Origin of the sequence: Pseudomonas frederiksbergensis (genome assembly GCF_017114915.1) — a bacterium.
In the GTDB taxonomy this organism is placed as follows: Bacteria; Pseudomonadota; Gammaproteobacteria; order Pseudomonadales; family Pseudomonadaceae; genus Aquipseudomonas; species Aquipseudomonas frederiksbergensis_I.
Window position 1 is genome coordinate 15,769 of the sequence record NZ_JAAUOE010000020.1, and the last position, 26,836, is coordinate 42,604.

24 protein-coding genes are annotated in these 26,836 nt (G+C 60.6%); 13 read left to right on the forward strand and 11 right to left on the reverse strand.

Going from position 1 to position 26,836, the window contains the following annotated elements; genetic code table 11:
* Nucleotides 1-90: 90 nt before the first annotated feature.
* The 4 genes from pstA to HCU66_RS15630 all read right to left on the reverse strand — a co-directional run bounded on the left by pstA (nucleotide 91) and on the right by HCU66_RS15630 (nucleotide 6,821).
* On the reverse strand, nucleotides 91-1,761 hold the full coding sequence (gene pstA, locus HCU66_RS15615; RefSeq protein WP_205889326.1) for a phosphate ABC transporter permease PstA: 1,671 nt from the start codon (nucleotides 1,759-1,761) through the stop codon (nucleotides 91-93).
* Between the two features lie 15 nt (nucleotides 1,762-1,776).
* Nucleotides 1,777-3,810 carry an ABC transporter permease subunit gene (locus HCU66_RS15620; RefSeq protein ID WP_205889391.1) on the reverse strand — a complete coding sequence of 678 codons (2,034 nt, stop codon included), beginning with the start codon at nucleotides 3,808-3,810 and terminating at the stop codon, nucleotides 1,777-1,779.
* Nucleotides 3,811-4,282: 472 nt separating this feature from the next.
* Entirely contained in the window at nucleotides 4,283-5,281 is a 999-nt protein-coding gene (locus tag HCU66_RS15625) for a phosphate ABC transporter substrate-binding protein PstS (protein ID WP_205889327.1), read from the reverse strand.
* A 241-nt stretch (nucleotides 5,282-5,522) separates the two neighbouring features.
* Complete coding sequence (locus HCU66_RS15630) at nucleotides 5,523-6,821, reverse strand: MFS transporter (protein WP_205889328.1); 1,299 nt, start codon at nucleotides 6,819-6,821, stop codon at nucleotides 5,523-5,525.
* A gap of 364 nt (nucleotides 6,822-7,185) precedes the next feature.
* Here HCU66_RS15630 and HCU66_RS15635 point away from each other — a divergent pair, with 364 nt between their 5' ends.
* Both HCU66_RS15635 and HCU66_RS15640 read left to right on the forward strand, forming a co-directional pair.
* Entirely contained in the window at nucleotides 7,186-7,590 is a 405-nt protein-coding gene (locus HCU66_RS15635) for an acyl-CoA thioesterase (RefSeq protein ID WP_003177184.1), read from the forward strand.
* 56 nt (nucleotides 7,591-7,646) lie between these two features.
* The gene (locus tag HCU66_RS15640; protein ID WP_205889329.1) at nucleotides 7,647-8,546 is read left to right on the forward strand and encodes a D-hexose-6-phosphate mutarotase; all 900 of its coding nucleotides are present in this window, start codon (nucleotides 7,647-7,649) and stop codon (nucleotides 8,544-8,546) included.
* Between the two features lie 83 nt (nucleotides 8,547-8,629).
* Here HCU66_RS15640 and HCU66_RS15645 read toward each other — a convergent pair whose 3' ends face one another.
* From HCU66_RS15645 to HCU66_RS15665, 5 genes are all read right to left on the reverse strand, one after another.
* A complete protein-coding gene (locus tag HCU66_RS15645; RefSeq protein ID WP_205889330.1) occupies nucleotides 8,630-9,166 on the reverse strand; it encodes a DUF3299 domain-containing protein in 537 nt (178 codons plus the stop codon).
* A gap of 88 nt (nucleotides 9,167-9,254) precedes the next feature.
* Nucleotides 9,255-9,503, reverse strand: coding sequence for a GlsB/YeaQ/YmgE family stress response membrane protein (locus HCU66_RS15650; RefSeq protein ID WP_205889331.1), 249 nt, complete (start codon nucleotides 9,501-9,503; stop codon nucleotides 9,255-9,257).
* Nucleotides 9,504-9,604: 101 nt separating this feature from the next.
* A complete protein-coding gene (locus tag HCU66_RS15655; protein ID WP_205889332.1) occupies nucleotides 9,605-10,687 on the reverse strand; it encodes a 5-(carboxyamino)imidazole ribonucleotide synthase in 1,083 nt (360 codons plus the stop codon).
* A gap of 11 nt (nucleotides 10,688-10,698) precedes the next feature.
* On the reverse strand, nucleotides 10,699-11,190 hold the full coding sequence (purE, locus tag HCU66_RS15660) for a 5-(carboxyamino)imidazole ribonucleotide mutase (RefSeq protein ID WP_003196369.1): 492 nt from the start codon (nucleotides 11,188-11,190) through the stop codon (nucleotides 10,699-10,701).
* A gap of 268 nt (nucleotides 11,191-11,458) precedes the next feature.
* Nucleotides 11,459-12,376 (reverse strand): LysR substrate-binding domain-containing protein, encoded by a 918-nt coding sequence (locus tag HCU66_RS15665; RefSeq protein WP_205889333.1) that lies wholly within the window; start codon nucleotides 12,374-12,376, stop codon nucleotides 11,459-11,461.
* A gap of 180 nt (nucleotides 12,377-12,556) precedes the next feature.
* On the opposite strand from HCU66_RS15665, the gene aspA reads away from it, so the two are divergent.
* The 6 genes from aspA to HCU66_RS15695 all read left to right on the forward strand — a co-directional run bounded on the left by aspA (nucleotide 12,557) and on the right by HCU66_RS15695 (nucleotide 20,533).
* Nucleotides 12,557-13,981, forward strand: a complete 1,425-nt coding sequence (aspA, locus tag HCU66_RS15670; RefSeq protein ID WP_205889334.1) for an aspartate ammonia-lyase — start codon at nucleotides 12,557-12,559, stop codon at nucleotides 13,979-13,981.
* A 486-nt stretch (nucleotides 13,982-14,467) separates the two neighbouring features.
* Complete coding sequence (locus HCU66_RS15675; RefSeq protein ID WP_205889335.1) at nucleotides 14,468-15,919, forward strand: alanine/glycine:cation symporter family protein; 1,452 nt, start codon at nucleotides 14,468-14,470, stop codon at nucleotides 15,917-15,919.
* Nucleotides 15,920-16,068: 149 nt separating this feature from the next.
* Nucleotides 16,069-17,073: an asparaginase gene (locus tag HCU66_RS15680; protein ID WP_205889336.1), complete on the forward strand. Its 1,005-nt coding sequence runs from the start codon at nucleotides 16,069-16,071 to the stop codon at nucleotides 17,071-17,073.
* A gap of 141 nt (nucleotides 17,074-17,214) precedes the next feature.
* Nucleotides 17,215-18,207 carry an AraC family transcriptional regulator gene (locus HCU66_RS15685; RefSeq protein ID WP_205889337.1) on the forward strand — a complete coding sequence of 331 codons (993 nt, stop codon included), beginning with the start codon at nucleotides 17,215-17,217 and terminating at the stop codon, nucleotides 18,205-18,207.
* Between the two features lie 182 nt (nucleotides 18,208-18,389).
* Complete coding sequence (locus tag HCU66_RS15690) at nucleotides 18,390-19,421, forward strand: histone deacetylase family protein (RefSeq protein WP_205889338.1); 1,032 nt, start codon at nucleotides 18,390-18,392, stop codon at nucleotides 19,419-19,421.
* Between the two features lie 11 nt (nucleotides 19,422-19,432).
* The gene (locus tag HCU66_RS15695) at nucleotides 19,433-20,533 is read left to right on the forward strand and encodes a polyamine ABC transporter substrate-binding protein (RefSeq protein WP_205889339.1); all 1,101 of its coding nucleotides are present in this window, start codon (nucleotides 19,433-19,435) and stop codon (nucleotides 20,531-20,533) included.
* 18 nt (nucleotides 20,534-20,551) lie between these two features.
* Here the strand turns inward: HCU66_RS15695 and pdxR are convergent, their stop codons facing one another.
* A complete protein-coding gene (gene pdxR, locus HCU66_RS15700; RefSeq protein WP_205889340.1) occupies nucleotides 20,552-22,102 on the reverse strand; it encodes a MocR-like pyridoxine biosynthesis transcription factor PdxR in 1,551 nt (516 codons plus the stop codon).
* Nucleotides 22,103-22,192: 90 nt separating this feature from the next.
* On the opposite strand from pdxR, the gene HCU66_RS15705 reads away from it, so the two are divergent.
* From HCU66_RS15705 to HCU66_RS15715, 3 genes are read left to right on the forward strand one after another with little or no spacing between them, the layout of a single operon-like run.
* Nucleotides 22,193-22,816 (forward strand): FMN-binding negative transcriptional regulator, encoded by a 624-nt coding sequence (locus HCU66_RS15705; RefSeq protein WP_205889341.1) that lies wholly within the window; start codon nucleotides 22,193-22,195, stop codon nucleotides 22,814-22,816.
* A gap of 9 nt (nucleotides 22,817-22,825) precedes the next feature.
* The gene (locus HCU66_RS15710) at nucleotides 22,826-23,272 is read left to right on the forward strand and encodes a GNAT family N-acetyltransferase (protein ID WP_205889342.1); all 447 of its coding nucleotides are present in this window, start codon (nucleotides 22,826-22,828) and stop codon (nucleotides 23,270-23,272) included.
* Between the two features lie 17 nt (nucleotides 23,273-23,289).
* Nucleotides 23,290-23,961 (forward strand): GNAT family N-acetyltransferase, encoded by a 672-nt coding sequence (locus HCU66_RS15715; protein ID WP_205889343.1) that lies wholly within the window; start codon nucleotides 23,290-23,292, stop codon nucleotides 23,959-23,961.
* A 120-nt stretch (nucleotides 23,962-24,081) separates the two neighbouring features.
* Here HCU66_RS15715 and HCU66_RS15720 read toward each other — a convergent pair whose 3' ends face one another.
* Nucleotides 24,082-24,978 carry a homocysteine S-methyltransferase family protein gene (locus HCU66_RS15720; protein WP_205889344.1) on the reverse strand — a complete coding sequence of 299 codons (897 nt, stop codon included), beginning with the start codon at nucleotides 24,976-24,978 and terminating at the stop codon, nucleotides 24,082-24,084.
* A gap of 111 nt (nucleotides 24,979-25,089) precedes the next feature.
* On the opposite strand from HCU66_RS15720, the gene HCU66_RS15725 reads away from it, so the two are divergent.
* Both HCU66_RS15725 and HCU66_RS15730 read left to right on the forward strand, forming a co-directional pair.
* Nucleotides 25,090-25,911: a transporter substrate-binding domain-containing protein gene (locus tag HCU66_RS15725; RefSeq protein WP_205889345.1), complete on the forward strand. Its 822-nt coding sequence runs from the start codon at nucleotides 25,090-25,092 to the stop codon at nucleotides 25,909-25,911.
* Nucleotides 25,908-26,768, forward strand: a complete 861-nt coding sequence (locus HCU66_RS15730; RefSeq protein WP_205889346.1) for an amino acid ABC transporter permease — start codon at nucleotides 25,908-25,910, stop codon at nucleotides 26,766-26,768. The genes HCU66_RS15725 and HCU66_RS15730 overlap by 4 nt, the downstream gene beginning before the upstream one ends.
* Nucleotides 26,769-26,836 lie beyond the last annotated feature (68 nt).

Consider the following 26,836-nt stretch of genomic DNA (forward strand, 5'->3'; position numbering starts at 1 on the left):
CGCCGTTCTGTAGGAGCCAGGCTTGCCGGCGAAGGCGTCCTTGAAATCGCCTTCGCCGGCAAGCCTGGCTCCTACAGGGAGTGGCGGTGATTAACTATCCAGCGCCTTGTACTTCTCGCGCAGGTGGTTACGGATATAAACGGCCGACAGGTTCAACGTGGCGATCACCAGCACCAGCAGCAATGCGGTGGCGTACACCAGCGGTCGCGCGGCTTCGACGTTCGGGCTCTGGAAACCGACGTCATAAATGTGGAAGCCCAGGTGCATGATCTTCTGATCCAGGTGCAGGTACGGGTAGTTGCCATCCACCGGCAGCGACGGCGCCAGTTTCACCACACCCACCAGCATCAGCGGCGCCACTTCACCGGCGGCGCGAGCCACGGCGAGGATCATGCCGGTCATCATGGCCGGGCTGGCCATCGGCAGCACGATCTTCCACAAGGTTTCGGCCTTGGTCGCGCCGAGGGCCAACGAGCCTTCGCGCACGGTGCGAGGAATCCGCGCCAGGCCTTCTTCGGTGGCCACGATCACCACTGGCACCGCCAGCAGCGCCAGGGTCAGCGACGCCCAGAGCAGGCCCGGCGTACCGAAGGTCGGCGCCGGTAGTGCTTCAGGGAAGAATAGCCGGTCGAGCGAGCCACCCAGCACATAGACGAAGAAGCCCAGGCCGAACACGCCGTAAACAATCGCCGGCACACCCGCCAGGTTGTTCACCGCGATGCGGATCAAGCGCGTCATGGTGTTCTGTCGCGCATATTCACGCAGGTAGACCGCCGCCAGCACGCCGAACGGCGTCACGATCATCGCCATGATCAGGGTCATCATCACGGTGCCGAAAATCGCCGGGAAGATCCCGCCTTCGGTGTTGGCTTCACGCGGGTCATCACTGAGGAATTCCCAGACCTTGCTGAAGTAGAAGCCGATCTTGGTGAACGTGCCCATGCCATTGGGCTGGTAGGCGTGAACCACTTTGCCGATGCCGATTTCGACCTCTTTACCGTTGGCATCGCGGGCCGTCAGGCTATCGCGGTTGAACTGCGCATGCAGGTCGTTCAGACGCGCTTCGACTTCCTGGTAACGGGCGTTCAGCTCGGCGCGCTCGGACTCCAGGTCCGCTTGCGCGGCAGCGTCGAGACGGCCGTCCAGCTCCAGTTTGCGACCGTGCAGACGAATACGTTCGAGACCGGCGTTGATCGCACCGATATCGACCTTTTCCAGGGTCTTGAGCTGCGCGGCGAGCTGGTTGACGCGCTCGACACGGGCCTGCAACTCAGGCCATGCGGCCTCGCCTTCAGCGATGACCTTGCCGTCCTGCTTGACGTTGACCAGGTAGCCGTAGAAGTTGCCCCACTCGCGACGCTCGATGGCCATCAGCTCTGGCGGAGTCTTCTGATTGGTCAGCCACTCGCCGACAATCCAGGTGAAATCAGTGCCGTTCAGATCACGGTTGCCGACCTTGATCAGCTCGCGGGTCATGAACTCCGGGCCCTGATCGGGCACCGGCAGGCCAGCGCTTTTCAGGCGCGCGCGGGGCACTTCTTCCTTCTGCACCACTTCGCCGATGACCAGGTGATTGGCCTGGCCCGGTACGTCGTAACTGGCGTGGATCAGATCCGCCGGCCAGAAGTGACCCAGACCGCGCACGGCAATCACCGCCAGCAGGCCAATGGTCATGATGACCGCAATGGACACCGCGCCACCGCTGATCCAGACGCCGGGGGCGCCGCTCTTGAACCATCCATTCAGGGAGTTCTGTTTCACAGACTTCTACCTTTGTTAAAGCGACGAGTATTTCTTGCGCAGACGCTGACGAATCAGTTCCGCGAGGGTGTTCATGATGAAGGTGAACAACAGCAGCACCAGCGCCGAGAGGAACAGCACGCGGTAGTGGCTGCCGCCGACTTCCGATTCGGGCATTTCCACCGCGACGTTGGCCGCCAACGTGCGCAGGCCTTCGAACAGGTTCATTTCCATAACCGGGGTGTTACCGGTGGCCATCAGCACGATCATGGTTTCACCGACCGCACGGCCCATGCCGATCATCAGCGCCGAGAAAATGCCCGGGCTGGCGGTGAGGATCACCACGCGCGTCATGGTCTGCCACGGCGTGGCGCCAAGGGCCAGGGAACCGAGGGTCAGGCCACGGGGTACGCTGAACACGGCGTCTTCGGCGATGGAGTAGATGTTCGGAATGACCGCGAAGCCCATCGCCAGGCCGACCACCAGGGCGTTGCGTTGGTCATAGGTGATCCCCAAGTCGTGGGAGATCCACATGCGCATGTCGCCGCCGAAGAACCAGGTTTCCATGTACGGGCTCATGTACAGCGACAGCCAGCCCACAAACATGATCACCGGAATCAGGATCGCGCTTTCCCAGCCGTCCGGCACTTTCAGGCGGATGGACTCAGGCAGGCGACTGAAGGTGAAACCGGCGACCAGGATGCCAATCGGCATCAACAGCAGCAGACTGAAAATCCCCGGCAGGTGCCCTTCCACATACGGCGCCAGGAACAGGCCGGCGAAGAAGCCGAGGATCACCGTCGGCATCGCTTCCATCAGCTCGATCACCGGTTTGACCTTGCGACGCATGCCCGGGGCCATGAAGTACGCGGTGTAGATCGCCGCAGCGACGGCCAGCGGCGCGGCCAGCAGCATGGCGTAGAACGCGGCTTTCAGGGTACCGAAGGTCAGCGGCGAGAGGCTCAGCTTGGGTTCGAAGTCGGTGTTGGCGGCGGTCGATTGCCAGACGTATTTAGGCTCGTCGTAGTTCTCGTACCAGACCTTGCTCCACAACGCGCTCCACGAGACTTCCGGGTGCGGGTTGTCGAGCAGCAGCGGTTGCAGCTTGCCGCCCTGCTCCACGATCACGCGGTTGGCCCGTGGCGACAGGCCGAAAAGACCTTGGCCCTCGACCACCTGGTCCACCAGCAGAGTGCGGTGAGCGGTGCTGTGGAATACGCCGAGTTTGCCGGACGCGTCGAGGGCAACGAAGCCTTTGCGGCGCTCTTCGGCGGTAATCTCGATGATCGGCGAGGTGCCCATCTGGAAGGTACGGATCTGCTTGAGGCGTTGTTCGCCATCCTGATCGCGAGCCATGAACCACTGGGCCAGACCGCCCTTGGAATCACCGACGATCAGCGAGATGCCGCCCAGCAACTGGGTACTGGCGGTCACTTCGGCATTGCCGTCTTCAAGCAATTTATAGCGACCGTTGAGGCTCTTGTCGCGCAGGCTGAAGACATCGGCCTGAGCACGACCGTTGACCACGTACAGCCACTGCTGACGCGGGTCGACGAAGATGTTCTTCACCGGCTCGGTCATTTGCGGCAGGTCGATGCGCTTCTGCTCGTTGGTGACTTCGCCGGTCATCATGTTTTCTTCGCTGGTCAGCGAGATGACATGCAGTTGCGCACCGCTGGAGCCGGCCAGCAGCAGGGTCGAATCGGTCGCGTTGAGGCTGACGTGCTCCAGCGCACCACCGGTCTCGTTCAGCGCGATTGGCGTTTCGCCGTATGGGTATTCAATGGCTGGCGAGATGGTTTTCTTGCCATCCGGGTAGCTGACTTTATAGGTGTGACGGAACACCAAAGCCTGACCGTTGGACAAGCCCACCGCGACCAGTGGCTGACCTGGCTGGTCTTCGCCGATAGCGGTTACGCTGCTGCCCGCCGGGATTGGCAGATCAACGCGGCGCAGTTCGGCGCCGGTGTCGATATCAAAGAACAGCGCCTGGCCCTTGTCGGAAACCCGCATGGCGACCTGGTTCTGTTCTTCGAGGGAGATCATCAGCGGCTTGCCGGCGTCTTGCATCCAGGCGGGCGTGATGGCGTCTTTGGCAGTCAGATCGGCGCCCTGGAACAGTGGCGCGACAACGTAACCGAGGAAGAAGAAGATCAGGGTGATCGCGCCGAGGACGGCGAGGCCGCCGACGAGGACGTACCAGCGGGTCAGGCGATCTTTCAGCGCACGAATACGGCGCTTGCGGTGCAGCTCAGGCGTATTGAAGTCAATTCGCTTGGGGGGATTTGTAGTCATGGTGGAGTTGGCCAGATCATTCATTCGCACACCCTAGCGATCCTGTATGACAGAAAGATGACAATGCAGTGACGCAACAAATCCGCCGCCTGTGGGAACTGGCAGCGGAGCAAAAATTCGAGGTGTGTGGGAGCGGGCTTGCTCGCGAAAGCACTGGGTCAGTCAACTTGGATGTTGAATGTGATGACCCCTTCGCGAGCAAGCCCGCTCCCACACTGGAATCCGGGATTACCCCGGATTCAGGGTTTTACTTTTTTGCGACGTTGCCGCCTTCTTGCAGACCCAGGTCAGCCAGTGCTTTGGCAGCAACCTTGGCTGGCAGTGGGATGTAGCCGTCTTTCACGACCACTTCCTGGCCCTGTTTGGACAGAACCAGTTTCACGAACTCGGCTTCCAGCGGGGCCAGAGGCTTGTTCGGGGCCTTGTTGACGTAAACGTAGAGGAAACGCGACAGCGGATACTTGCCGTTCAGGGCGTTTTCTTCGGTGTCTTCAACGAACTCGGTGCTGCCTTTCTTGGCCAGGGCCACGGTTTTCACGCTGGCGGTCTTGTAGCCGATGCCCGAGTAACCGACGCCGTTGAGCGAAGAGCTGATCGACTGCACAACCGAAGCCGAACCTGGTTGTTCGTTGACGTTTGGCTTGAAGTCGCCTTTGCACAGGGCTTCTTCCTTGAAGTAGCCATAGGTGCCGGATACCGAGTTACGACCGAACAGTTGCACTGGCTTGTTGGCCAGGTCGCCGGTCACACCCAGGTCGCCCCAGGTTTTCACGTCGGTTTTAGCGCCGCACAGACGCGTCGAAGAGAAGATCGCGTCGACCTGTTCCATGGTCAGGTGCTGGATCGGGTTGTCTTTGTGTACGAAGACAGCCAGGGCATCCACGGCAACCGGAATCGCGGTTGGCTTGTAGCCGTATTTGGTTTCGAAGGCTTGCAGCTCGTTATCCTTCATCTTGCGGCTCATCGGGCCCAGGTTAGCGGTGCCTTCAGTCAGCGCAGGTGGCGCGGTGGAAGAACCGGCGGCCTGAATCTGGATGTTTACGTTCGGGTATTCTTTTTTGTAGTTCTCAGCCCACAGGGTCATGAGGTTGGCCAGGGTATCGGAGCCGACGCTGGACAGGTTGCCCGACACACCAGTGGTCTTGGTGTAGCTCGGGATAGCAGGGTCAACAGCGGCAACCGCGTTGGCAGTCGCAACGCCAGCAGCGACAAAAGTCATTGCCGCCATCAAACGCTTCAGTTTCATGCCTTACTCCTAGCAGATAGGTGTGTTAAGTCGGGGCCAAGTATCAGCAGGCCGTGTGAACACTCTATGGCTGAAATATGACAATTGGATGAAAGGCCAGTATTTGGTTTTTTGAAGGAATACCGCGTTATCGTTCTTCGCGAGCAAGCCCGCTCCCACAGGGGATTTGCGATGAACACAAACCTATGTAGGAGCGGGCTTGCCCGCGAAGGCGTCGGTCCAGACGATACGAAAAGCCCGCTTAGCGACCCTTCTTCCAGAGATACCCACCCACCAGAATCCCGACCCCACAAATGATCGCCACGTAATAGGCCGGCCCCATCGGGCTTTCCTTGAGCAGCAGGGTGACGACCATCGGGGTCAGGCCGCCGAAAATGGCGTAGGCCAGGTTGTAGGAGAACGACAGCCCGCTGAAGCGCACCACAGCCGGGAAGGCCTTGACCATCACGTAGGGCACCGCACCGATGGTGCCGACCAGCAAACCGGTCAGGGCGTACATCGGGAACAGCCAGTCGGGGTGATTGAACAGGCTGTGATAGAAGATCCACGAGGTCAGCAGCAACAAAGCGCTACCGAACACGAACACCCGACCGGCGCCGAAGCGGTCAGCCAATGCGCCGGAGGCCACACAGCCCAGGCTCAGGAACACGATGGCCAGGCTGTTGGCCTGCAACGCGGTGGTTGGCGGGAAGTGGTAGACGGTCTGCAGCACGGTCGGGGTCATGAGGATGACCACGATGATGCCGGCGGACAGCAGCCAGGTCAGCAGCATGGAAGTCAGAATTGCACCGCGATGGTCACGCAACACAGCTCGCAGCGGCACTTCCTCGGCCAAGGCCTTGCGCAATTGCAGTTCGGCGAACACCGGGGTTTCGTGGAGCCAGCGGCGCAGGTAGACCGAGAACAGGCCAAATACACCGCCCAGCAGGAACGGGATCCGCCAGGCGTAATCCGACACTTCCACCGGCGTATAGATGCTGTTGATCGCGGTGGCGACCAGCGAGCCCAACAGAATGCCGGCGGTCAGACCGCTGGTCAGCGTGCCGCAGGCATAACCGATGTGCCGCTGCGGCACGTGTTCGGAAACGAATACCCACGCCCCCGGTACTTCACCACCAATCGCCGCCCCCTGGATCACCCGCATCAGCAGCAACAGGATCGGCGCCCACATACCTATCTGCGCATAAGTCGGCAGCAGGCCCATGATCAGGGTCGGCACCGCCATCATGAAAATGCTCAGGGTGAACATCTTCTTGCGTCCCAGCAGGTCACCGAAGTGCGCCATGACGATGCCGCCCAGCGGCCGCGCCAGATAGCCGGCGGCGAAGATGCCGAATGTCTGCATCAGGCGCAGCCACTCGGGCATGTCGGCGGGGAAGAACAGTTTGCCGACCACGGTGGCGAAGAACACAAAGATGATGAAGTCGTAAAACTCCAGCGCGCCGCCCAAGGCAGACAGCGACAAGGTCTTGTAGTCGTTACGGGTCAGCGGACGTGCGGGTTGGGCTGGCTGCGCGATGCTCGAGGGCGCTGTGGTCATGGCAAGGGCTTCTCTTATAGTCGGATCTGCAACCTCAACAACGCTGGCGGAGGCTTGGGCAGGTTCGGCACGATAGCAAATTGTTCGAAAAAGCACATAGAGGCGCGTATTTGACGGTCGAAATGAGAACCGGGCGGTCGTCTCGGAGTCTACCGACCGATATACTCGCAATATTGCAACGGCTTGTAAGGGGTTGCTGTGCGAAACCGTCGTTGGCACCCGTCAGCCGATTTCGCAGAGTTTCCCTTTAGGCGCCTTACGAAAAACGTGACGAACGTAGTATGTTCGGGGATGAATCGTTTTTCCGAGACGGCTATCCACCCGCTACACCTACGAAGAGTCACGGGTCAGAGGCACCCCCGGCATGATAGAGCTCGAACAAGAAGATCCAATCCCGCAAGGCGACCTGGCCCTGCAAATTACCGCGCTTCCGCGTGAAACCAATGGCTTTGGCGATATTTTCGGCGGTTGGCTGGTGTCGCAGATGGATTTGGCCGGCACCGCCATGGCCAGCAAGGTTGCCGGTGGGCGCGTGGCCACCGTGGCGATCGATCGCATGGCGTTTCTGGTGCCGGTGGCGGTGGGCGCTCAGCTCTCCTTCTATACCCAGGCCCTGGAAATCGGTCGCAGCTCGATCCAGATGATGGTCGAGGTCTGGAGCGACGATCCACTGTCCAGCGAGTGGCGCAAAGTGACCGAAGCCGTCTTTGTGTTCGTCGCCATCGACGGCAGCGGCCGCACTCGTTCGGTTCCGCCCAGAGCGCGTTAAACCCGGCGACCATTTTGCGGTCCATTGCAGTCCTGTTCCTGATTGAGAGTCGCCCCATGAGCACGCCCAACGTTGAAGCCGTGAAACTGGATGAACTGAACTGCTGGCGCATCCGCCATGGTCAGGCCGAATTGCTGGTGGCCCAGCAAGGCGCGCACATCCTCAGTTATCAACTGACCGGCCAACCGCCGTTGATCTGGCTGAACGACGAGGCGGTGTTCAAGACCGACAAAGCTATTCGTGCCGGCGTGCCGGTGTGCTGGCCGTGGTTCGGCAATCTGTCGCGCAACCCGCAGAGTGTCCAGGCCATGCGCGTCAGCCAGGAGCCGCCGCCCGCTCACGGGCTGGTGCGGGCGATGGACTGGGAATTGGCTGGCATCGAAGTCGAGGGCGAAAGCCTGAAGGTTGAATTCGTCCTGCCCTACCTCGAAGGCGGCCTGCCGGGCTGGCCGCATCAGGTGGACTTGAAGCTGGGCATTCGTCTGGATGAGCAGCTGCACATCAACCTGACGAGCCAGAACAAGGGCGCCGAGCAAGTAACGATCAGCCAGGCACTGCACAGCTATTTCGCGGTCAGCGATGTGCGCAACGTGCATGTCGAAGGGCTGGATGGCTTGAATTACATCGAGACGCTGGAGGACTGGAAAACCGTCACCCAGACCGGTGATCTGCGTTTTATCGGCGAAACCGACCGCATCTATCTGAATACTCCGCCAAAGCTGAGCATCGTTGACCCGCACTGGGAACGACGCATCGAACTGACCGCCAGCGGTTCACGTTCGGCGGTGATCTGGAACCCGTGGATCGACCGCGCCGCCGCGTTCAGCGACATGGCCGACGATGGCTGGCAGCGCATGCTGTGCATTGAAACGGCGAATGTGATGGATGATGTGGTGACGCTGGCGCCGGGGGCGAGTCATACCCTGGGCGTGAGCATCGCCAGCAAGCCACTTTAAGATCAAAAGATTGCAGCCTTCGGCAGCTCACCGATCTATGTAAGAGCTGCCGAAGGCTGGGAATTTTTTTACGGTAACCGTGCTTACAAATCCGACTCTTTAACCACCCGCACCTGCGCCGCATCCAGCGCATACGCCGCATCAGCCAAGTCATTGTTGACCTTCTCGATCTTCAACGTGCCGGTCACCCACAGCGGCGTGTAGATGTCATTCAATTTCAAGCCTTTGGGATAACGCACCAGCACCAATTGGTTAGGCGGTGGTGGCGGCACGTGGATGCAGGCGCCCGGGTACGGCACGAGGAAGAACAACGTGCTGCGGCCCTTGGCGTCGGATTCCAGCGGCACCGGGTAACCGCCGATGCGGATGTGCTTGTCGTTCATCGACGGCACGGTCTTGGTCGAATACATCACCGCCGGCAAGCCCTTGCTCTGCTTCATGCCACCCTTTTGGGTAAAGGTGCCGCTGGCTTCCGGGGAGTTGTGATCGATTTCGGGCATGGCCTCGAGGGCTTTCTGGTCCGACTTGGGCATCAGTTCGAGCCAGTCGGTTTCCGGCAGTTCGCCGGCATGGGCCAAGCCACTGCCCAGGAAGAGAAGAGTCAACAGAAGACGGCGCATGAAGGTGCTCGGCAAAGGAAAGGACGGTATGACGCCGGGCATTCTAGCCCTCTCCGGTGTTGGCGCAGAGCGGGCTTTGTCGCTTCAATCAGTTCTTTTTTTTGATCAGGCCGTAGATCACCAGCAGGACGATGGCGCCCACTAGTGCACCTAAGAAATTCGCCGTTTGACCAGGCTCATAAATGTGTAATGCCTGACCGCCATAGGTGGCCGCCAGCGAACCGCCGATACCGAGCAGGATGGTCATGATCCAGCCCATGCTGTCATCGCCCGGTTTCAGAAACCGGGCCAGCAGGCCGACGATCAAGCCGATAAAGATGGTTCCGATAATTCCCATGGCATTTCCCTCTGATTTAGTTGGCTATAGCCTAGACAGACTTTGGCATCCAGCCATCAGAGAACGGCGGCCACTGAAGGTTCCGCCGCTGCCACATGAAACTATTCGGCGATGAGCGCTTCGACCTTGAGGATCTGCGCGGCCAACGTCTCACGGTCTGCACAACGCAGATTGGCGTGACCGACCTTGCGACCGACCTTGAAAGCCTTGCCGTAGTGGTGCAGGTGGCAGTCGGCAATCGCGATCACTTTCTCTACTGGCGGCACGACACCAATGAAGTTGAGCATTGCGCTTTCGCCGACCTTGGCCGTCGAACCCAGCGGCAGACCGGCGACAGCCCGCAGGTGGTTTTCGAACTGGCTGCACTCGGCGCCTTCGGTGGTCCAGTGCCCGGAGTTGTGCACGCGCGGGGCGATTTCGTTGGCTTTGAGGCCACCGTCGACTTCGAAGAACTCGAACGCCATCACGCCGACATACTCCAGCTGCTTGAGCACCCGGCTGGAATAATCTTCAGCCAACGCTTGCAGCGGGTGGTCGGTGCTGGCCACGGACAGTTTGAGGATGCCGCTGTCATGGGTGTTGTGCACCAGCGGATAGAACTTGGTTTCGCCATCGCGAGCACGCACGGCGATCAGCGAAACTTCGCCGGTGAACGGCACGAAGCCTTCCAGCAGGCAAGCGACACTACCCAGCTCGGCGAAGGTACCGGCCACATCTTCAGGCTTGCGCAGGACTTTCTGGCCCTTGCCGTCGTAACCCAGGGTGCGGGTTTTCAGCACGGCCGGCAAACCGATGGACGCCACGGCGGCCTCCAGATCGGCTTGGGACTGGATGTCGGCGAACGCGGGAGTCGGAATCCCCAGGTCCTTGAACAGGCTCTTCTCGAACCAGCGATCGCGAGCGATGCGCAGGGCTTCGGCACTCGGGTACACCGGGACGAATTGCGACAGGAAGGCCACGGTTTCGGCCGGGACGCTTTCGAATTCGAAGGTCACCAGATCGACTTCATCGGCCAGCTGACGCAGGTGATCCTGATCGCCGTAATCGGCCCGCAGATGTTCACCCAGCGCAGCGGCACAGGCGTCCGGCGCAGGGTCGAGGAAAGCGAAATTCATGCCCAGCGGAGTGCCCGCCAGCGCCAACATGCGACCCAACTGGCCGCCACCGATTACACCGATTTTCATCGTCAACAACCTCAGGCGATGCGTGGGTCTGGATTGTCCAGGACGCTGTCTGTCTGCTCAGCGCGGAATTTCTTCAACACGGTATGAAATTGCGGATGCTTGGCGCCCAGGATGCTCGCCGAGAGCAGGGCTGCGTTGATCGCACCGGCCTTGCCGATGGCCAGGGTGGCGACCGGAATGCCCGCGGGCATCTGCACGATAGAGAGCAGCGAATCGACGCCCGAGAGCATCGACGACTGCACCGGCACGCCCAGCACCGGCAGGTGGGTCTTGGCCGCACACATGCCTGGCAGGTGGGCCGCGCCACCGGCACCGGCGATGATCACCTCGATGCCGCGCGCCTCAGCCTCTTCGGCGTACTGGAACAGCAGGTCCGGGGTGCGGTGGGCAGAGACCACTTTCACCTCGTAAGGGATGCCGAGCTTTTCCAGCATATCGGCGGTGTGGCTAAGGGTGGACCAATCGGACTTGGAGCCCATGATCACGCCAACCAGTGCACTCATCGTCGTGCCTCTTCTCTCTGGGCGCCCGCAGGCGCGTCAAAAAACAACAAGCCACGCAAAATGCGTGGCTTGATTGTACGAATTATGGCCAGTCAAACCGGCCGAAGGCCGCGCAGTATACCTCAATGAAGCAGATAAACAGCCCCCTATACGACCATCTGTCATACGGCGCAAAGTGCCGGTTTTATTGACTTCAGGGTCAGCCAACGAACCACACAAAAACCTGTGGGAGTGGGCAAACCCGTTCCCACAAGGTTCTTCATTGGATTCAGGATCCGGTTGTGCCTTGGGCTGCGCCGCCTTCCAGTTTGCGCCAGAGCAACCGCACATTCGCCTTGCGCACCAGCGCGCAGCGATACAGACGAATTTCCAGCGGCACATGCCATTGCGGGCCGCCGCAAATCACCAGTTCGCCCCGGGCAAGCTCGGCACGCACGCTCAACTGCGGCACCCAGGCGATGCCGAGACCTTCAAGAGCCATGCTTTTCAGGCTGTCGGCCATGGCGGTTTCGTAGATCGTGGTGAAACGCAAGGCACGCTGACGCAGCAAACCATTCACCGACCGCCCGAGAAATGCCCCGGCGCTGTAGGCCAGCAAAGGCACGCTGGTCTCGCCTTCCAGGTCGAACAACGGCTTGCCGTCAGCGTCCGCGGCGCAGACCGGGAGCATTTCGGTGTCCCCCAGATGCAGTGACGGGAAAATCTCCGGATCCATTTGCATCGCCGAGTCCGGATCATAGAACGCCAGCATCAGATCGCAGCCGCCTTCACGCAGCGCATGCACCGCATCGCCAACGTTAGTGGCCACCAGCCGCGTGGCGATGTTCAGTCCTTCGTTGCGCAATTGTGCGATCCAGCGCGGAAAAAAGCCCAGCGCCAGGGAGTGGGCGGCGGCGACTTGTATTACTTCGCCCTGCCCGCCTTCCAGGTGATGAAGGTGGCGCAGCACTTCACCCAGCTGTTCGACCACGGTCCGTGCGGTGACGAGAAACAGCTGCCCCGCCGCCGTCAACTCGACCGGTGTGCGAGAACGGTTGACCAGGGTCAGCCCCAGCGCGGCTTCAAGGCTGCGGATCCGCCGGCTGAAGGCAGGCTGGGTCACGAAGCGTCTTTCGGCCGCTTGGGAGAAGCTGCGGGTGGCGGCCAGAGCACTAAAGTCCTCAAGCCATTTGCTTTCCAGATTCATCACGCCCTCCCGGACATGCACCAATTTAGGTCACACGTTCGCCGCGCACGCGGCGTCACACGGGCATTATGCCGAATATGCATAGGCCAGTGTTTAACAGCATTGGCCCAAAATTCTTCACAAGCCTAGCATTTGCAGTGTTCCGGCACAGACCGGGTCCCTATCGAGATGATTTCTATCATGTCCTCCGCTGCATCTTTCCGCACAGAAAAAGACCTGCTTGGCGTACTCGAAGTACCTGCTCAAGCGTATTACGGCATCCAGACCCTGCGAGCGGTGAATAACTTCCGTCTCTCCGGCGTTCCGATTTCGCATTACCCGAAACTGGTTGTTGGCCTGGCGATGGTCAAACAGGCCGCCGCTGACGCCAACCGCGAGCTGGGTCACCTGAGCGAAGCCAAGCACGCTGCCATCAGCGAAGCCTGTGCCCGATTGATCCGCGGCGATTTCCACGAAGAGTTCGTGGTGGACATGATTCAAGGCGGCGCTGGCACTTCGACCAACATGAATGCCAACGAAGTCATCGCCAACATCGCGCTGGAGGCCATGGGCCACAGCAAGGGCGAATACCAGTACCTGCACCCGAACAACGACGTGAACATGGCGCAGTCGACCAACGACGCCTATCCAACCGCGATCCGTCTGGGTCTGCTGCTGGGTCACGACGCGTTGCTGGCCAGCCTCGACAGCCTGATCCAGTCGTTCTCCGCCAAAGGTGAAGAATTCAGCCACGTTCTGAAGATGGGTCGTACCCAGCTGCAAGACGCCGTGCCGATGACCCTGGGGCAAGAATTCCGCGCCTTCGCCACCACCCTGAGCGAAGACCTGGCGCGTCTGAAATCCCTGGCACCCGAGTTGCTGACTGAAGTGAACCTGGGCGGCACCGCGATCGGCACCGGCATCAACGCCGACCCGCGCTACCAAGCCCTGGCCGTTCAGCGTCTGGCCCTGATCAGCGGTCAACCGCTGGTCCCAGCCGCCGACCTGATCGAAGCCACCTCCGACATGGGCGCCTTCGTGCTGTTCTCCGGCATGCTCAAGCGCACCGCGGTCAAACTGTCGAAGATCTGCAACGACCTGCGCCTGCTGTCCAGCGGCCCACGTACCGGCATCAACGAAATCAACCTGCCAGCGCGTCAGCCAGGCAGCTCGATCATGCCAGGCAAGGTCAACCCGGTTATCCCTGAAGCCGTGAACCAGGTGGCATTCCAGATCATCGGCAACGACTTGGCCCTGACCATCGCGGCCGAAGGCGGCCAACTGCAACTGAACGTGATGGAGCCGCTGATCGCCTTCAAGATCTTCGACTCGATCCGCCTGCTGCAACGCGCCATGGACATGCTGCGCGAGCACTGCATCGTCGGCATCACCGCCAACGAAGAGCGCTGCCGTGAGCTGGTCGAACACTCGATCGGCCTGGTCACCGCGCTGAACCCGTACATCGGCTATGAAAACGCCACCCGCATAGCCCGTGTCGCCCTTGAAAGCGGCCGCGGCGTGCTGGAACTGGTGCGCGAAGAACGCTTGCTCGACGAAGAAATGCTCGCCGACATCCTGCGCCCGGAAAACATGATTGCTCCGCGTCTGGTGCCTTTGAAGGCTTAACCAAACGCTGGCTCTTTTGAAGAGCACGCTCACCAGGTCGAGGGACTAGACACCTCTCACCTTTTGAGGGCTTGGGGATTTGTTCCCTCAAGCCCTTTTTTTTAACCCTTTTGCGGATTTTCCGAACATGTTGAATGTTTTCAGTGCCGCCAAGATCGCAGCCTTCGGCAGCTCCTACCGGGTTTGATGTACCTGTAGAAGCTTTCGAAGGCTGCGATTTTTTTGATCTTGCAGCTACCTCGTTTCGTCGCTTGCACCACAACCGTGCAGACGGACGGCGCGCTCCTATGTATAGTGCCGGCCCTCTTCGCGTGAGCGGTCGTCGATAACGAGACCCAAACCCATGCGAAACCCGAACTAATAACAACCCGCGAAATGGAACAGGGACGCCCCTTCGACCCACCTGTTGTGCAACGCACAACCCGGTGTAACGCGATGTGTCGACCACCCAGTATTCGCACCACAAAAAATAGCGAGGAATAATCCATGCTCGAAGTCATCAACGACTTCCTCTCAGGGAAAGTACTGATCGTGCTCATTGTCGGGCTCGGTAGCTACTTCACGATCCGCTCGCGTTTCGTTCAGTTCCGTCATTTCTTTCACATGTTCGCGGTGTTCCGTGACAGCCTCAAAAGCAGCGCCGGCCAGCTCAGTTCCTTCCAGGCCCTGATGCTCAGCCTCGCCGGTCGCGTCGGTGCGGGCAACATCGCCGGTGTCGGCATCGCCGTGACCCTCGGTGGCCCCGGTGCCGTGTTCTGGATGTGGGTGACCGCGCTGGTCGGCATGTCCAGCAGCTTCTTCGAATGCTCCCTCGGCCAGCTCTACAAGCGCTGCGACTCCGAAGGCCAGTTCCGTGGCGGCCCATCCTTCTACATTCAGCACGGCCTGCAGAAACGCTGGCTGGGCATGATCATGGCGTTCCTGCTGCTGATCACTTTCGGCTTCGCCTTCAACGGCCTGCAAGCCCACGCCGTGACCCACTCGCTGAACAACGCTTTCGGCCTCGACACCACATACACCGGCCTGGCCCTGGCGGTACTGCTGGGCCTGGTGTTCATCGGCGGTATCAAGCGGATCGCCAAGGTCGCTGACCTGCTGGTGCCGGTGAAAACCCTGGTGTACATCGGCGTAACCATCTATGTGATCGTGCTGCAGTTCGATCACGTTCCGGGCATGTTGATGACCATCGTCAAAAGCGCCTTCGGTCTGGATCAGGCGTTCGGCGGCCTGATCGGCAGCGCCATCGTCATGGGCGTGAAGCGCGGCGTGTTCGCCAACGAAGCGGGCCTGGGCAGTGCGCCGAACGTGGCCGCTGTGGCCTCGGTCGAGCACCCGGTTTCGCAAGGCGTGGTTCAGGCGTTCAGCGTGTTCCTCGATACCTTCGTGATCTGCACCTGCACCGCGTTGCTGATCCTGCTGTCGGGCTTCTACACCCCGGGCTTCGAAGGCGACGGCATTGCCCTGACCCAGAACTCCCTGGCTGCCGTGGTCGGTGACTGGGGCCGGATGTTCATCTCCGTGGCCTTGGCGTTGTTCGTGTTCACCTCGATCCTCTACAACTACTACCTGGGCGAGAACAACCTGCGTTTCCTGGTTGGTGAAAACCGCAAGGCGCTGATCGGCTATCGCACGCTGGTACTGGTACTGATCTTCTGGGGCGCCATCGAGAACCTGAGCACGGTGTTCGCATTCGCCGACATCACCATGACCCTGCTGGCATTCGTGAACCTGATCGCCCTGTTCCTGCTGTTCAAGGTCGGCATGCGCATCCTGCGTGACTACGATGACCAGCGTGCCGCCGGCATCAAGACCCCGGTGTTCGATTCGAGCAAATTCCCGGATCTGGACCTGGACCTGAAAGCCTGGCCGGCCAATCCGCCAGCTGCTGCGCCTCAGACACAGCGTCAGCCGGAAGGCGTTACCGCAGCGCAACGCTGATCGGTAAAAAACCGGGCGCATCCCCTGCACCCGGCGTGACACAGCGTATGACCGGCGTCATGCTCGGTTGTACGTTGTTTCGGTGTCGAGCCTGAAGTCCAATCGCGAGCAGGCTCGCTCCCACAAGTCATCGTTTTCGGAGAGTCTCCATGAATGCCTCGACCTATCCTGCCGCCCAACACGTCATGGTGCTCTACACCGGTGGCACCATCGGTATGCAAGCCAGCGCCCATGGCCTGGCCCCGGCGTCCGGTTTCGAAGCGCGGATGCGCGATTACCTGCACAGCCAACCCGAGCTGGTGGTGCCGCAGTGGCGCTTTCGCGAGATGGCGCCGCTGATCGACAGCGCCAACATGACCCCCGCGTACTGGCAGCAACTGCGTGAAGCGGTGGTCGATGCCGTCGACGTTCAAGGCTGCGACAGCGTGCTGATCCTGCACGGCACCGACACCCTGGCCTACAGCGCCGCGGCCATGAGCTTCCAGTTGCTCGGCCTGAACGCCCACGTATGTTTCACCGGCTCCATGCTGCCGGCCGGCGTGACCGACAGCGATGCCTGGGAAAACATCAGCGGCGCACTGGGTGCCCTTGGCCAAGGCCTGGCACCGGGCGTGCATCTGTACTTCCACGGTGAACTGCTGGACCCGACCCGCTGCGCCAAGGTTCGCAGCTTCGGTCGTCATCCGTTCAAGCGGCTGGAGCGTCAGGGCGGCGGCGTGAAAGCGTCCTCGATACCTGCGCAACTGAACTACAACCAGCCTAAACAGCTGGCGAAGGTCGCGGTACTGCCGCTGTTCCCCGGCATCGGCGCCGAGCAACTGGACGGCCTGCTCGACAGCGGCATTCAGGGTCTGGTGCTGGAGTGCTACGGTAGCGGCACCGGACCCAGCGACAACCCCGGGTTTCTCGCCAGCCTGGAACGGGCGCGGGACAACGGTGTGGTGGTGGTCGCGGTCACGCAATGTCATGAAGGTGGCGTGAAGCTCGACGTGTACGAGGCGGGGAGCCGCTTGCGTGACGCCGGTCTGTTGTCCGGTGGCGGCATGACTCGCGAGGCGGCGTTCGGCAAGTTGCATGGACTGCTGGGTGCAGGCCTTGAAACCGCTGAAGTTCGGCGACTGGTCGAACTCGACCTGTGTGGCGAACTCATCTGACACAAAAAAAACCTGTAGGAGCAGGCTTGCCTGCGAAGGCGTCCTCAAATACGCCAAAAGCTTCGCAGGCAAGCCTGCTCCTACAGAGTCATTGGGCATACAAATTGCTCCTGTTCCAGCATCCCAACGCCGGAACACTTCATGCTCCACTCCCACCTCACCACCCTCAACGCCGTCTCCCTGGTGCTTAACACCTTCAAGGCCGAAGGCCTGTCCAGCGAGGCGTTATTGGCCGGCAGCGGCATCAGCGCGGCGGATCTGAGCCGGGCGGACACGCGCATTACCACCAATCAAGAGATGCTGGTGTGCGCCAACGCTGTCGCGCTACGCCGCGATATCGGCCTGGAGTTGGGCCGGCGGATGCACGTTTCTTCCTACGGCATGCTCGGGTACGCCTTACTCACCAGCGCCACTTTAGGTGACGCCTTGCAACTGGCGCTGCACTATCCGGCGCTATTGGGAACACTGTTCGAGTTGAGCCTGGAAGAAGATGGCGAGCGCATCTGGCTCACGGCGGGCGACTATCGGGAAAACCCCGCGCTGGCACCGTTCAATGTCGAGTTTTGCCTGGTCTCGATGAAAGTCACCTGCGAAGACCTGCTCGGCCACCCTCTGCCTCTGCTCGGCGCTCGCTTCGAACACCCGGCGCCGGACTATCAAGCGCGCTACAGCGAGCGTTTTGACTGTCCCTTGCAGTTCGATGCGGCATCCAACGCCTTTGCCTTCGACAAGCGCTGGCTCGAACAACCCCTGCCTCTGGCCGACGCCATCACCCACCAGGCCATGGCCGAGCGCTGTCGCAAGCAAAACACCGAGTTCACCGGGCGCCAGGCCTGGCTGGGGCGCATCCGCCAACTGCTCGCCGCGCAACTGAGCGCGGCGCCGGGGCTGGACGGGCTGGCCGAACAGCTGAACTGCTCGTCGCGCACTTTGCGGCGACATTTGAAAGACCTGGGATGCAGCTATCAGGAACTGCTCGATGAACTGCGCTTCGAGCAGGCCAAGCGAATGCTTTGCGAGGATCAATTGCCGATCTATCAAATCGCCGAAGCGCTGGGATTCAGCGAAACCGCGAGCTTCCGGCATGCGTTTGTGCGCTGGAGTGGCGTGGCGCCGAGTCATTTTCGCCCATAACAACCCGATCCCGTAGGAGCGAGGCATGCGCCCAACGCTGGGGCACCGTCGCGCCAATAAGGGGCGAATTTCGGTCAAATATTTTGGCCCTATCGATCCCCTTTTGGCCTTTCCTGCCATTCTCCCGAACGCCGCCCGCCGCAAGACTGTGAGCAACCGAATCAGCCCTGCGGAGAACAAGAATGCTGACGATCTACTCGGACGATCACCACCTGCACCACGGCCGTTGTGAATTGATGGACGGGCAGCTGATGCCCTGCTTCGAAATGCCCTCGCGCGCCGATCACGTATTGCAACGGGTCAAGGACCAGAACCTCGGCCCGGTCGAAGCGCCGAAAGACTTCGGCCTTGATCCAATCGCGCGCATCCACAGCCGCGACTACCTCGACTTCTTCCAAGGCGCCTGGGCGCGCTGGACCGAATTCAATACCGACGGCGACTTGCTGCCTTACACCTGGCCGGCCCGCACCCTGCGCCGGGTCATGCCCACCAGCCTGCACGGCCAGCTCGGCTATTACAGCTTCGACGGCGGCGCACCGATTACCGCCGGCACCTGGCAAGCGGCGTATAGCGCGGCGCAAGTGGCGTTGACCGCTCAAGCGGTGATCCAGCGCGGTGCCCGCAGTGCCTTCGCCCTGTGCCGTCCACCGGGACACCATGCCGCCAGCGATTTGATGGGGGGTTATTGCTACCTCAACAACGCCGCCATCGCCGCTCAGGCCTTCCTCGATCAGGGCCACAAAAAGGTCGCGATCCTCGACGTCGATTACCACCACGGCAACGGCACCCAATCGATTTTCTACGAGCGCAGCGACGTACTGTTCGCCTCGATCCATGGCCATCCGGAAGCCGAGTTTCCGTTCTTCCTCGGCTACGAAGACGAACACGGTGAAGGCGCAGGCGAAGGGTTCAACTTCAACTACCCTTTGCCCGCCGGTTCAGGCTGGGACCGTTGGAGCGCGGCGCTGGAGCAGGCCTGCAAAGAGATCGAAAAGTACGGTGCCGACATCATCGTCGTGTCCTTGGGCGTCGATACGTTCAAGGACGACCCGATCTCCCAATTCAAACTCGACAGCCCGGATTACCTGGCGATGGGCACGCGCATCGCGGGCCTCGGCAAGCCGACGCTGTTCGTGATGGAAGGCGGTTACGCGGTGGAAGAAATCGGCATCAATGCCGTGAACGTTCTCGAAGGTTTTGAAAGCGCCCAATGAGGAATCAGACGATGAACCGACTCAAGCGTCTTATCGCTCCAGCGCTATGCGCCACGCTGCTCAGTGGCGCCGTTCACGCTGAAGAGCGCACGTTGCGGGTGTACAACTGGTTCGACTACATCACTCCCAAAGCACTGGAAGATTTCAAGGCTCAGAACACCCAGACCCAACTGGTCTATGACATTTTCGACACCAACGAAGCACTGGAAGCCAAGCTGCTGACCGGCAATTCCGGCTACGACGTGGTGGTGCCGTCCAATGTGTTCCTGGCCAAGCAGATCGAAGCCGGGGTGTTCCAGCCGCTGGACCGCAGCAAACTGGCGAACTGGAATCACCTCGATCCCAAGCTGATGAAGCTGATCGAAGCCAACGACCCGGGCAACAAATTCGCCGTGCCGTACATGTACGGCACCATCCTGATCGGCTTCAACCCGGCCAAGGTCAAGACCGCTTTGGGCGATAACGCGCCGGTGGACAGCTGGGACCTGATCTTCAAGGAAGAGAACATCAGCAAACTCAAGCAGTGCGGCGTGGCCCTGCTCGATTCACCGTCGGAGATCCTGCCACTGGCCCTGCAACACCTGGGCCTGGACCCCAACAGCAAGCAGCCGGCGGACTACGCCAAGGCTGAAGCGCTGCTGATGAAGATCCGTCCGTACATCACCTACTTCCACTCGTCCAAGTACATGGCCGACATCGCCAACGGTGACATCTGCGTCGCGGTCGGTTACTCCGGCAGCTTCTCCCAGGCCGCCAACCGCGCCAAGGAAGCCAAGAATGGCGTGATCGTCGACATGCGCCTGCCCAAGGAAGGCGCGCCAATCTGGTTCGACATGCTCGCGATCCCCAAAGGCGCGAAAAACCCGGAAGACGCCTACACCTTCATCAACTACCTGCTGCAACCGCAGGTGATCGCGCCGGTCAGCGACTTCGTCGGCTACCCGAACCCGAACAAGGACGCCACGGAAATGGTCGACCCGGCGATCCGCAACAACCCGAACCTGTACCCGACCGAAACGGCGATGAGCACGCTTTACACCCTGCAACCCTTGCCTCGCGATGCCGAACGGGCGCGGACCCGAGCCTGGACCAAGATCAAGTCGGGTACTTGAATATAAGGTCTGGCGGGCTCACCCACGCCAGACCTGCCGCAACCGGGCCAGCGCCGATTCAATGGCCGGCTCTGGCACCGCAGCAAAACCCAACACCAACCCGGCTCGCTGATCCAGCGGGGTCTGCGAGTCGGGCAACCAATAATTGCTCAAGCCATTGATCTCGATGCCCACGCTTTGCGCCTGGGCAACCAACTCGCGCTCGCGCTCGATGCTGTTCACCGATACCGTCACATGCAGGCCAGCCGCCACACCGGGCATAGCGCCAACGCCTTCGATGTGCTCCGGCCAATGGGCCAACAGACAATTGCGCCGATTCAGAGCAGCGCGACGCATGCGGCGGATATGGCGCTGGAAATGCCCGGCGGCCATGAACTCGGCCATGACCGCTTGAGTACTCACCTCGGAGTGCCGCACGTCCACCGCACGACGTTGCGCAAATGCTTCCACCAGCCCCGGCGGCAACACCAGATAACCCAGACGCAACGCCGGAAAAGCGACCTTGCCGAAGGTGCCGACGTACAGCACCCGCCCATGCCGATCGAGTGCCGCCAACGGCGCCAGCGGTGCGCCGCTGTAACGGTACTCGCCATCGTAGTCGTCCTCGATGATCCAGCCCTGGTTGCGCTCGGCCCAGCCGAGCAGTTCCAGACGCCGGGCCAGGCTCATGACCACACCGGTCGGGTACTGATGGGAAGGCGTGACATAAGCCAGCCGACAATCGTTCAATTGCGCCAGCGTGCTGCAATCGATCCCCTCCTCGTCCACCGGCACCCCGTGCAACCGGGCACCGGCGACTGCAAAGGCATGACCGGCGGCGCGATACCCCGGATTTTCGATCCCCACCCCATCGCCAGGCCCCACCAGCAACTGTGCACAAAGGCTGATCCCCTGCTGCGCACCACTGGTGATCACAATTTGCTCAGCGGTGCACTGCATCCCCCGCGAACTGCGCAAATACGCAGCAATCAGCCCACGCAATCGCGCATCGCCCGCAGGGTCGCCATAACACAGTTGCTGTAAATCCGGTTTACGCCAGAAAGCCGCATTCAGCTTGGCCCAAACCTCGAAAGGAAACAGATCGAACGCCGGAACCCCGACCCTGAAGGCGCGAGGTGGACCGCTGGGAGGCAAGGGCAAATGGTTCTGTTCAACGCGCCCCAAAGCGCCGCTGTGGATAACTTTACTGGATGAAACCCCAGGCAAATCCAGCCGATTTGTGGATAAGGTTGTGGATAAGCCTGTTGAAAACCCTGTGGATACTTTTGTGGATAATTTTTTCGCCGGCCATGCGGTTTGAGGCAATTGCGCGACGTAAGTGCCGTCGCCGACACGTCCCTCGATGAAGCCTTCAGCGTAAAGCTGATCATAGGCACGGACCACGCTGTTACGGGAAATCGACAGCGCCGCCGCCAGATCGCGACTGGCCGGCAGGCGTGTGCCGCTGGCCAATCGTCCGTCGAGCACTCGCACCCGCAGCGCTTGATAGAGCTGACGGCTCAGGCCCTGACGACGGTCGAGCTCAATACCTGCCGGGTTGAATGACGAAGGAAGCGGCGTATTCGACATCACAATGGACCCACAAAATTGGTCATTAATGGCTCTTACAACAGACCAATAGCCTGCCTAGGATGCAGGCATTCGCCAAGGAATATTTCCATGTATACGCCCAACGCCTTCGCCATCAATGACTTGAATGAACTGCACCAGCAGATCCTCGGCACTCGCCTTGCGATCCTGGTCACTCACGGTGAGCAAGGCCTGCAAGCCAGCCATCTGCCGCTCCTGCTGAATGTAAATGACGGCCCGCATGGCACCCTCTATGGCCACCTCGCCTGGGCCAATCCGCAGTGGAAGGAACTGCAGAACGGCGCCCAGGCGTTGGTGATTTTTGCCGGGGCCGACGCGTATGTCAGCCCGGGGTTTTACCCGAGCAAAACCGAACACGGCAAAGTCGTGCCGACCTGGAACTACGTCGCTGTGCATGCCTACGGCACCGCCGAAGTGTTCAGTGATGCCGACCGTCTACGCGATCTGGTCAGCGCCCTCACCGATCGTCATGAGTCGGGCCGCGCCAGCCCGTGGAAAGTTGCCGACGCCCCCGCCGACTACATTGACGGCATGCTCAAGGCCATCGTCGGTTTTGCCTTGCCGATCCAGCGCCTGGAAGGCAAACGCAAGCTCAGCCAGAACCGCAATGCTGCAGACATCGCCGGTGTGCGCGAGGGGCTGGCCGCCAGCCCTGATGCGCATGACCAGGCCCTCGCCCACTTGATGCGTTAAGGAAAACCCATGAGCCCGATCCAGATTCGCCCCGTCACCGCCGACGACCACGCCGCCTGGCGACCATTGTGGCAAGCCTACCTGCGCTTCTACGACACCGAACTGCCGGACACTGTTTATCGGAGCACCTGGCAACGTTTGCTCGACCCGAACGAACCGACCAACGGCGCCCTTGCCTGGCTCGATGGCAAGGCAGTGGGCCTGGTGCACTTCATCTACCAGCGCTCCAACTGGAGCATTGAAAACGCCTGCTATCTGCAAGACTTGCTGGTGACGCCCGAAACCCGCGGCACCGGTGTCGGCCGGCAGCTCATCGAGTTTGTCTACAGCGCCGCCAAGGCGGACGGTTGCTGCGATGTCCATTGGCTGACCCACGAAACCAACGCCACGGCCATCCAGCTCTATGAGCGCATCGCCGAACGCCCGGGTTTCATCCAGTTTCGCAAAGACCTTTAAGGTTCGAGGAGAACAGCATGTCGACTTCACTCGCGCACTGGAAAGGCGTTCCTCCGCCCTCGGTCCAACTGATCGAAGGACGTTTCATTCGCTTGGAAAAACTTGACCCGGCGCGTCACGCCGACGGTTTGTGGAAAGCCCTGGAAGGCCCGGGCGCGGATCCGAAGCTCTGGGATTATTTGCCCTACGGTCCTTTCCCGGAGCGCAGCGCGTTCAACGACTGGCTGAACAACCACGCGGCCAACAGCGATCCGTATTTTTTCTGCGTGATCGATCGCGCCAGCGGCGAGGTGCAAGGCCTGCTCAGCTTGATGTCGATTGTCCCGACCCAGGGTCGCATCGAGATCGGCCATGTGACCTTCGGCGCACCGATGCAGCGCTCGCCGAAAAGTACCGAGGCGGTTTACCTGCTGGCCAGGGAGTCCTTCGCACTGGGTTACCGGCGCCTGGAGTGGAAGTGCAACAACGACAATGCTCGCTCCAAGTACGCGGCCGAGCGGCTGGGGTTCAGTTTTGAGGGAGTGTTTCGCCAACACATGGTGGTCAAGGGTCAGAACCGTGACACGGCGTGGTATTCGATTCTGGATTCGGAATGGCCGGCGATTGGCGCGGGGTTCGAGCGGTGGCTGTCCGATGAGAACCAGACGGAATCGGGGCAGGTGAAAACGTTGGTGGAGTGCCGCCAGTAATCTTCGGCGTCAGGCAGGACGCCTTCGCGGGCAAGCCTCGCTCCTACAGGGGTTCTGTGTCGATCACCATTTTATGGTCAACCGAAAACCTGTAGGAGCGAGGCTTGCCCGCGAATGGCATCACGCTAATTTCTGGGCCAACACCGCAATATGCTCCGGCCCAATCCCGCAGCACCCACCCAAATGGCTGGCTCCCCGCTTGTGCCAGTCAGCCGCCCAAACCAGATAACCCGGCGGGTCGAGATCGTCGCGCAACGGGTCCAGACCGTCGTTGGCCGTGGCCTCTTTCGGTTGCGGCGGGAAGGCATTGGCATACGCGCCGATGTGAATCTTCACCCCCAAGCGCTCGAAGGTTTCCCGCGCCGCATCGATCGCCGCGCCGATCACTTCCGGCTGGCTGCAATTGAACAGCAAGGTCTCGACGCCCAACTCAGCCGCCACCGCGGCGGCCTCAGCTACCGGCTCACCGGAACGCAATCGCGGCACTTCGTCGGTGTCTTCATCCTTCAAGGTAAACGACAGCCAGAACGGCTTGCCGTCCTTCGGCAGACCGGCATGGATCGCCCGCGCCTCGACGATCGAGCTCTGGGTTTCGGCCAGCCACAGGTCGACATGCGGCGCCAGGCCTTTGACCAGAGGCGTCAGCAGTTCAGTCGCCCGGGCAGCATCGAACAAATCCGGACGGTAGGAGCCAAATAACGGCGGCAATGAACCGGCCACGCGCACCGGTTGGCCCGAAGCCTCGACCGCACGCCGCGCCAGCTCACCGGCCAATGCCGCGAGGGCCTGGCCTTCAGCGGCAAAACGTTCTTCGCCAATGTGGAACGGCACCACCGCGTAACTGTTGCTGGTGATCACGTTGGCACCGCTTGCGATATAAGCCGCATGCACGGCCTCCACGGCTTGCGGCGCTTCGCTCAAGGCCAGCGCCGACCACTCGGGCTGCCTGAACGGTGCCCCTCGGCGTTGCAGCTCACGACCCATGCCGCCATCCAGAATTACCGTGCTTGCGCCCATATGCTTTTCACTCATAAGCTTATGAAAATAACTCACTATCAGAGTCGTTCTTATAACTATTTAATACGCACCACCCGGTTAATAACAACCTCTTTTTTCAGGGATCCAACTGTGAAACTTCAACCGCTGCTGGCCCTGGGCCTGACGATTTTGGCTGCCTCCTCCCAAGCCTTTGCGGGTGCCACCCTGGATCGCATCGAGCAAAAGAAAGAACTGGTCGGCGTGCTGATGGAAAGCTATCCACCCTTCTCGTTCCTCAACGATCAGAACCAGCTCGATGGTTTCGACGTCGACGTGGCCAAGGCCGTGGCGGACAAACTGGGCGTCAAGCTGCGCCTCGAAACGCCGTCCTGGGATGTGATCGCCGCCGGCCGCTGGAGCGGGCGTTACGACATCTGCATCTGCTCCATGACCCCGAGCAAGGCCCGCGCCGAAGTCTTCGACTTCCCGGTGGAGTACTACGCCTCCCCAGCCGTGATCGTGGTCAATGCCAAAGACGACAGCATCCACAGCGCCAAGGACCTGAGCGGTAAAAAAGTCGGTCTCACCAGCGCCTCCAGCTATGAAAGCTACCTGAACAAAAACCTGGTGATCGAAGGCGCCGAAGACACCCAATTGCAATATCCATTCGAGAACGTGCAGATCGCCCCGTACGACACCGACAACGTCGCGTTCCAGGATCTGGGCCTGGGCGCTGGCGTGCGTCTGGACGCGATCCTCACCAACCTGGTGACCGCGCAACCACGCCTGAACGAAGACAAACGCTTCAAGCTCGCTGGCGAGCCGCTGTACTCGGAGCCAAACTCGGTGGCCATCGAAAAAGGCGACGCCCAGTGGGACGCCAAAGTACGTGATGTGTTTGCCCAATTGAAACAGGACGGCACCTTGAGCAAGCTGTCGCAAAAATGGATCGGCGCCGACATCAGCCAATGACTTCTTTCCCCAAACCACCTCAGCCGCCGCAACCAGTGGCGGAGTCATTACTGCAACGGGTCTTCGGCTTCCGTACTCGGCTGTATCTGACCTGGGCGGCGATGTTCGGCTTGTTCGCGAGTTTCTTCCTCAGCTTCGACCTGAAGTTCTCGATCATCCTCGACAAACTGCCGAACCTGATCGGCCTGCATCTGGCGCCCAACGGCTTTCTGCAGGGCGCGGCGCTGACGCTGTTCTTGTGTCTGTGCTCGATTGTGGCTTCGTCGCTGCTGGGCTTCATCACCGCTCTGGCTCGGTTGTCGAAAAGCGCCGTGGCGTTCGGCATCGCGAGTTTCTATGCCTCGTTCTTTCGCGGCACGCCGCTGCTGATCCAGATATTGCTGATCTACCTCGGCCTGCCACAACTCGGCATCGTGCCCGGCGCCATCGCCGCCGGCATCATCGCCCTGTCGCTGAACTACGGCGCCTACCTGAGCGAAATCTTCCGCGCCGGCATCCTCGGCGTCCCCCATGGCCAACGCGAAGCATCGCTGGCCCTGGGCATGCGCGAAACCGTGATCTTCTGGCGCGTCACCCTGCCCCAGGCCATGCGCACCATCATCCCGCCTACCACCAACCAGTTCATCTCCATGCTCAAGGACTCGTCACTGATCTCGGTGATGGGCGTTTGGGAAGTGATGTTCCTGGCGCAATCGTATGGACGCTCGAGCTATCGCTATATCGAAATGCTGACGACGGCGGCGGTCATTTACTGGCTGATGTCGATTGGACTGGAGCTGATTCAGGCGCGGATGGAGCGGCATTATGGGAAGGCGTATTTGAGCTTGTCAGAAAAAGCGTCGAGCTCGGGCAGGTAAAAACAGCCATCCTCAAGCGGCTGGCAATTTTCGCCACAACCTGCTGACACCCCCCGCAAGCTCGCCGG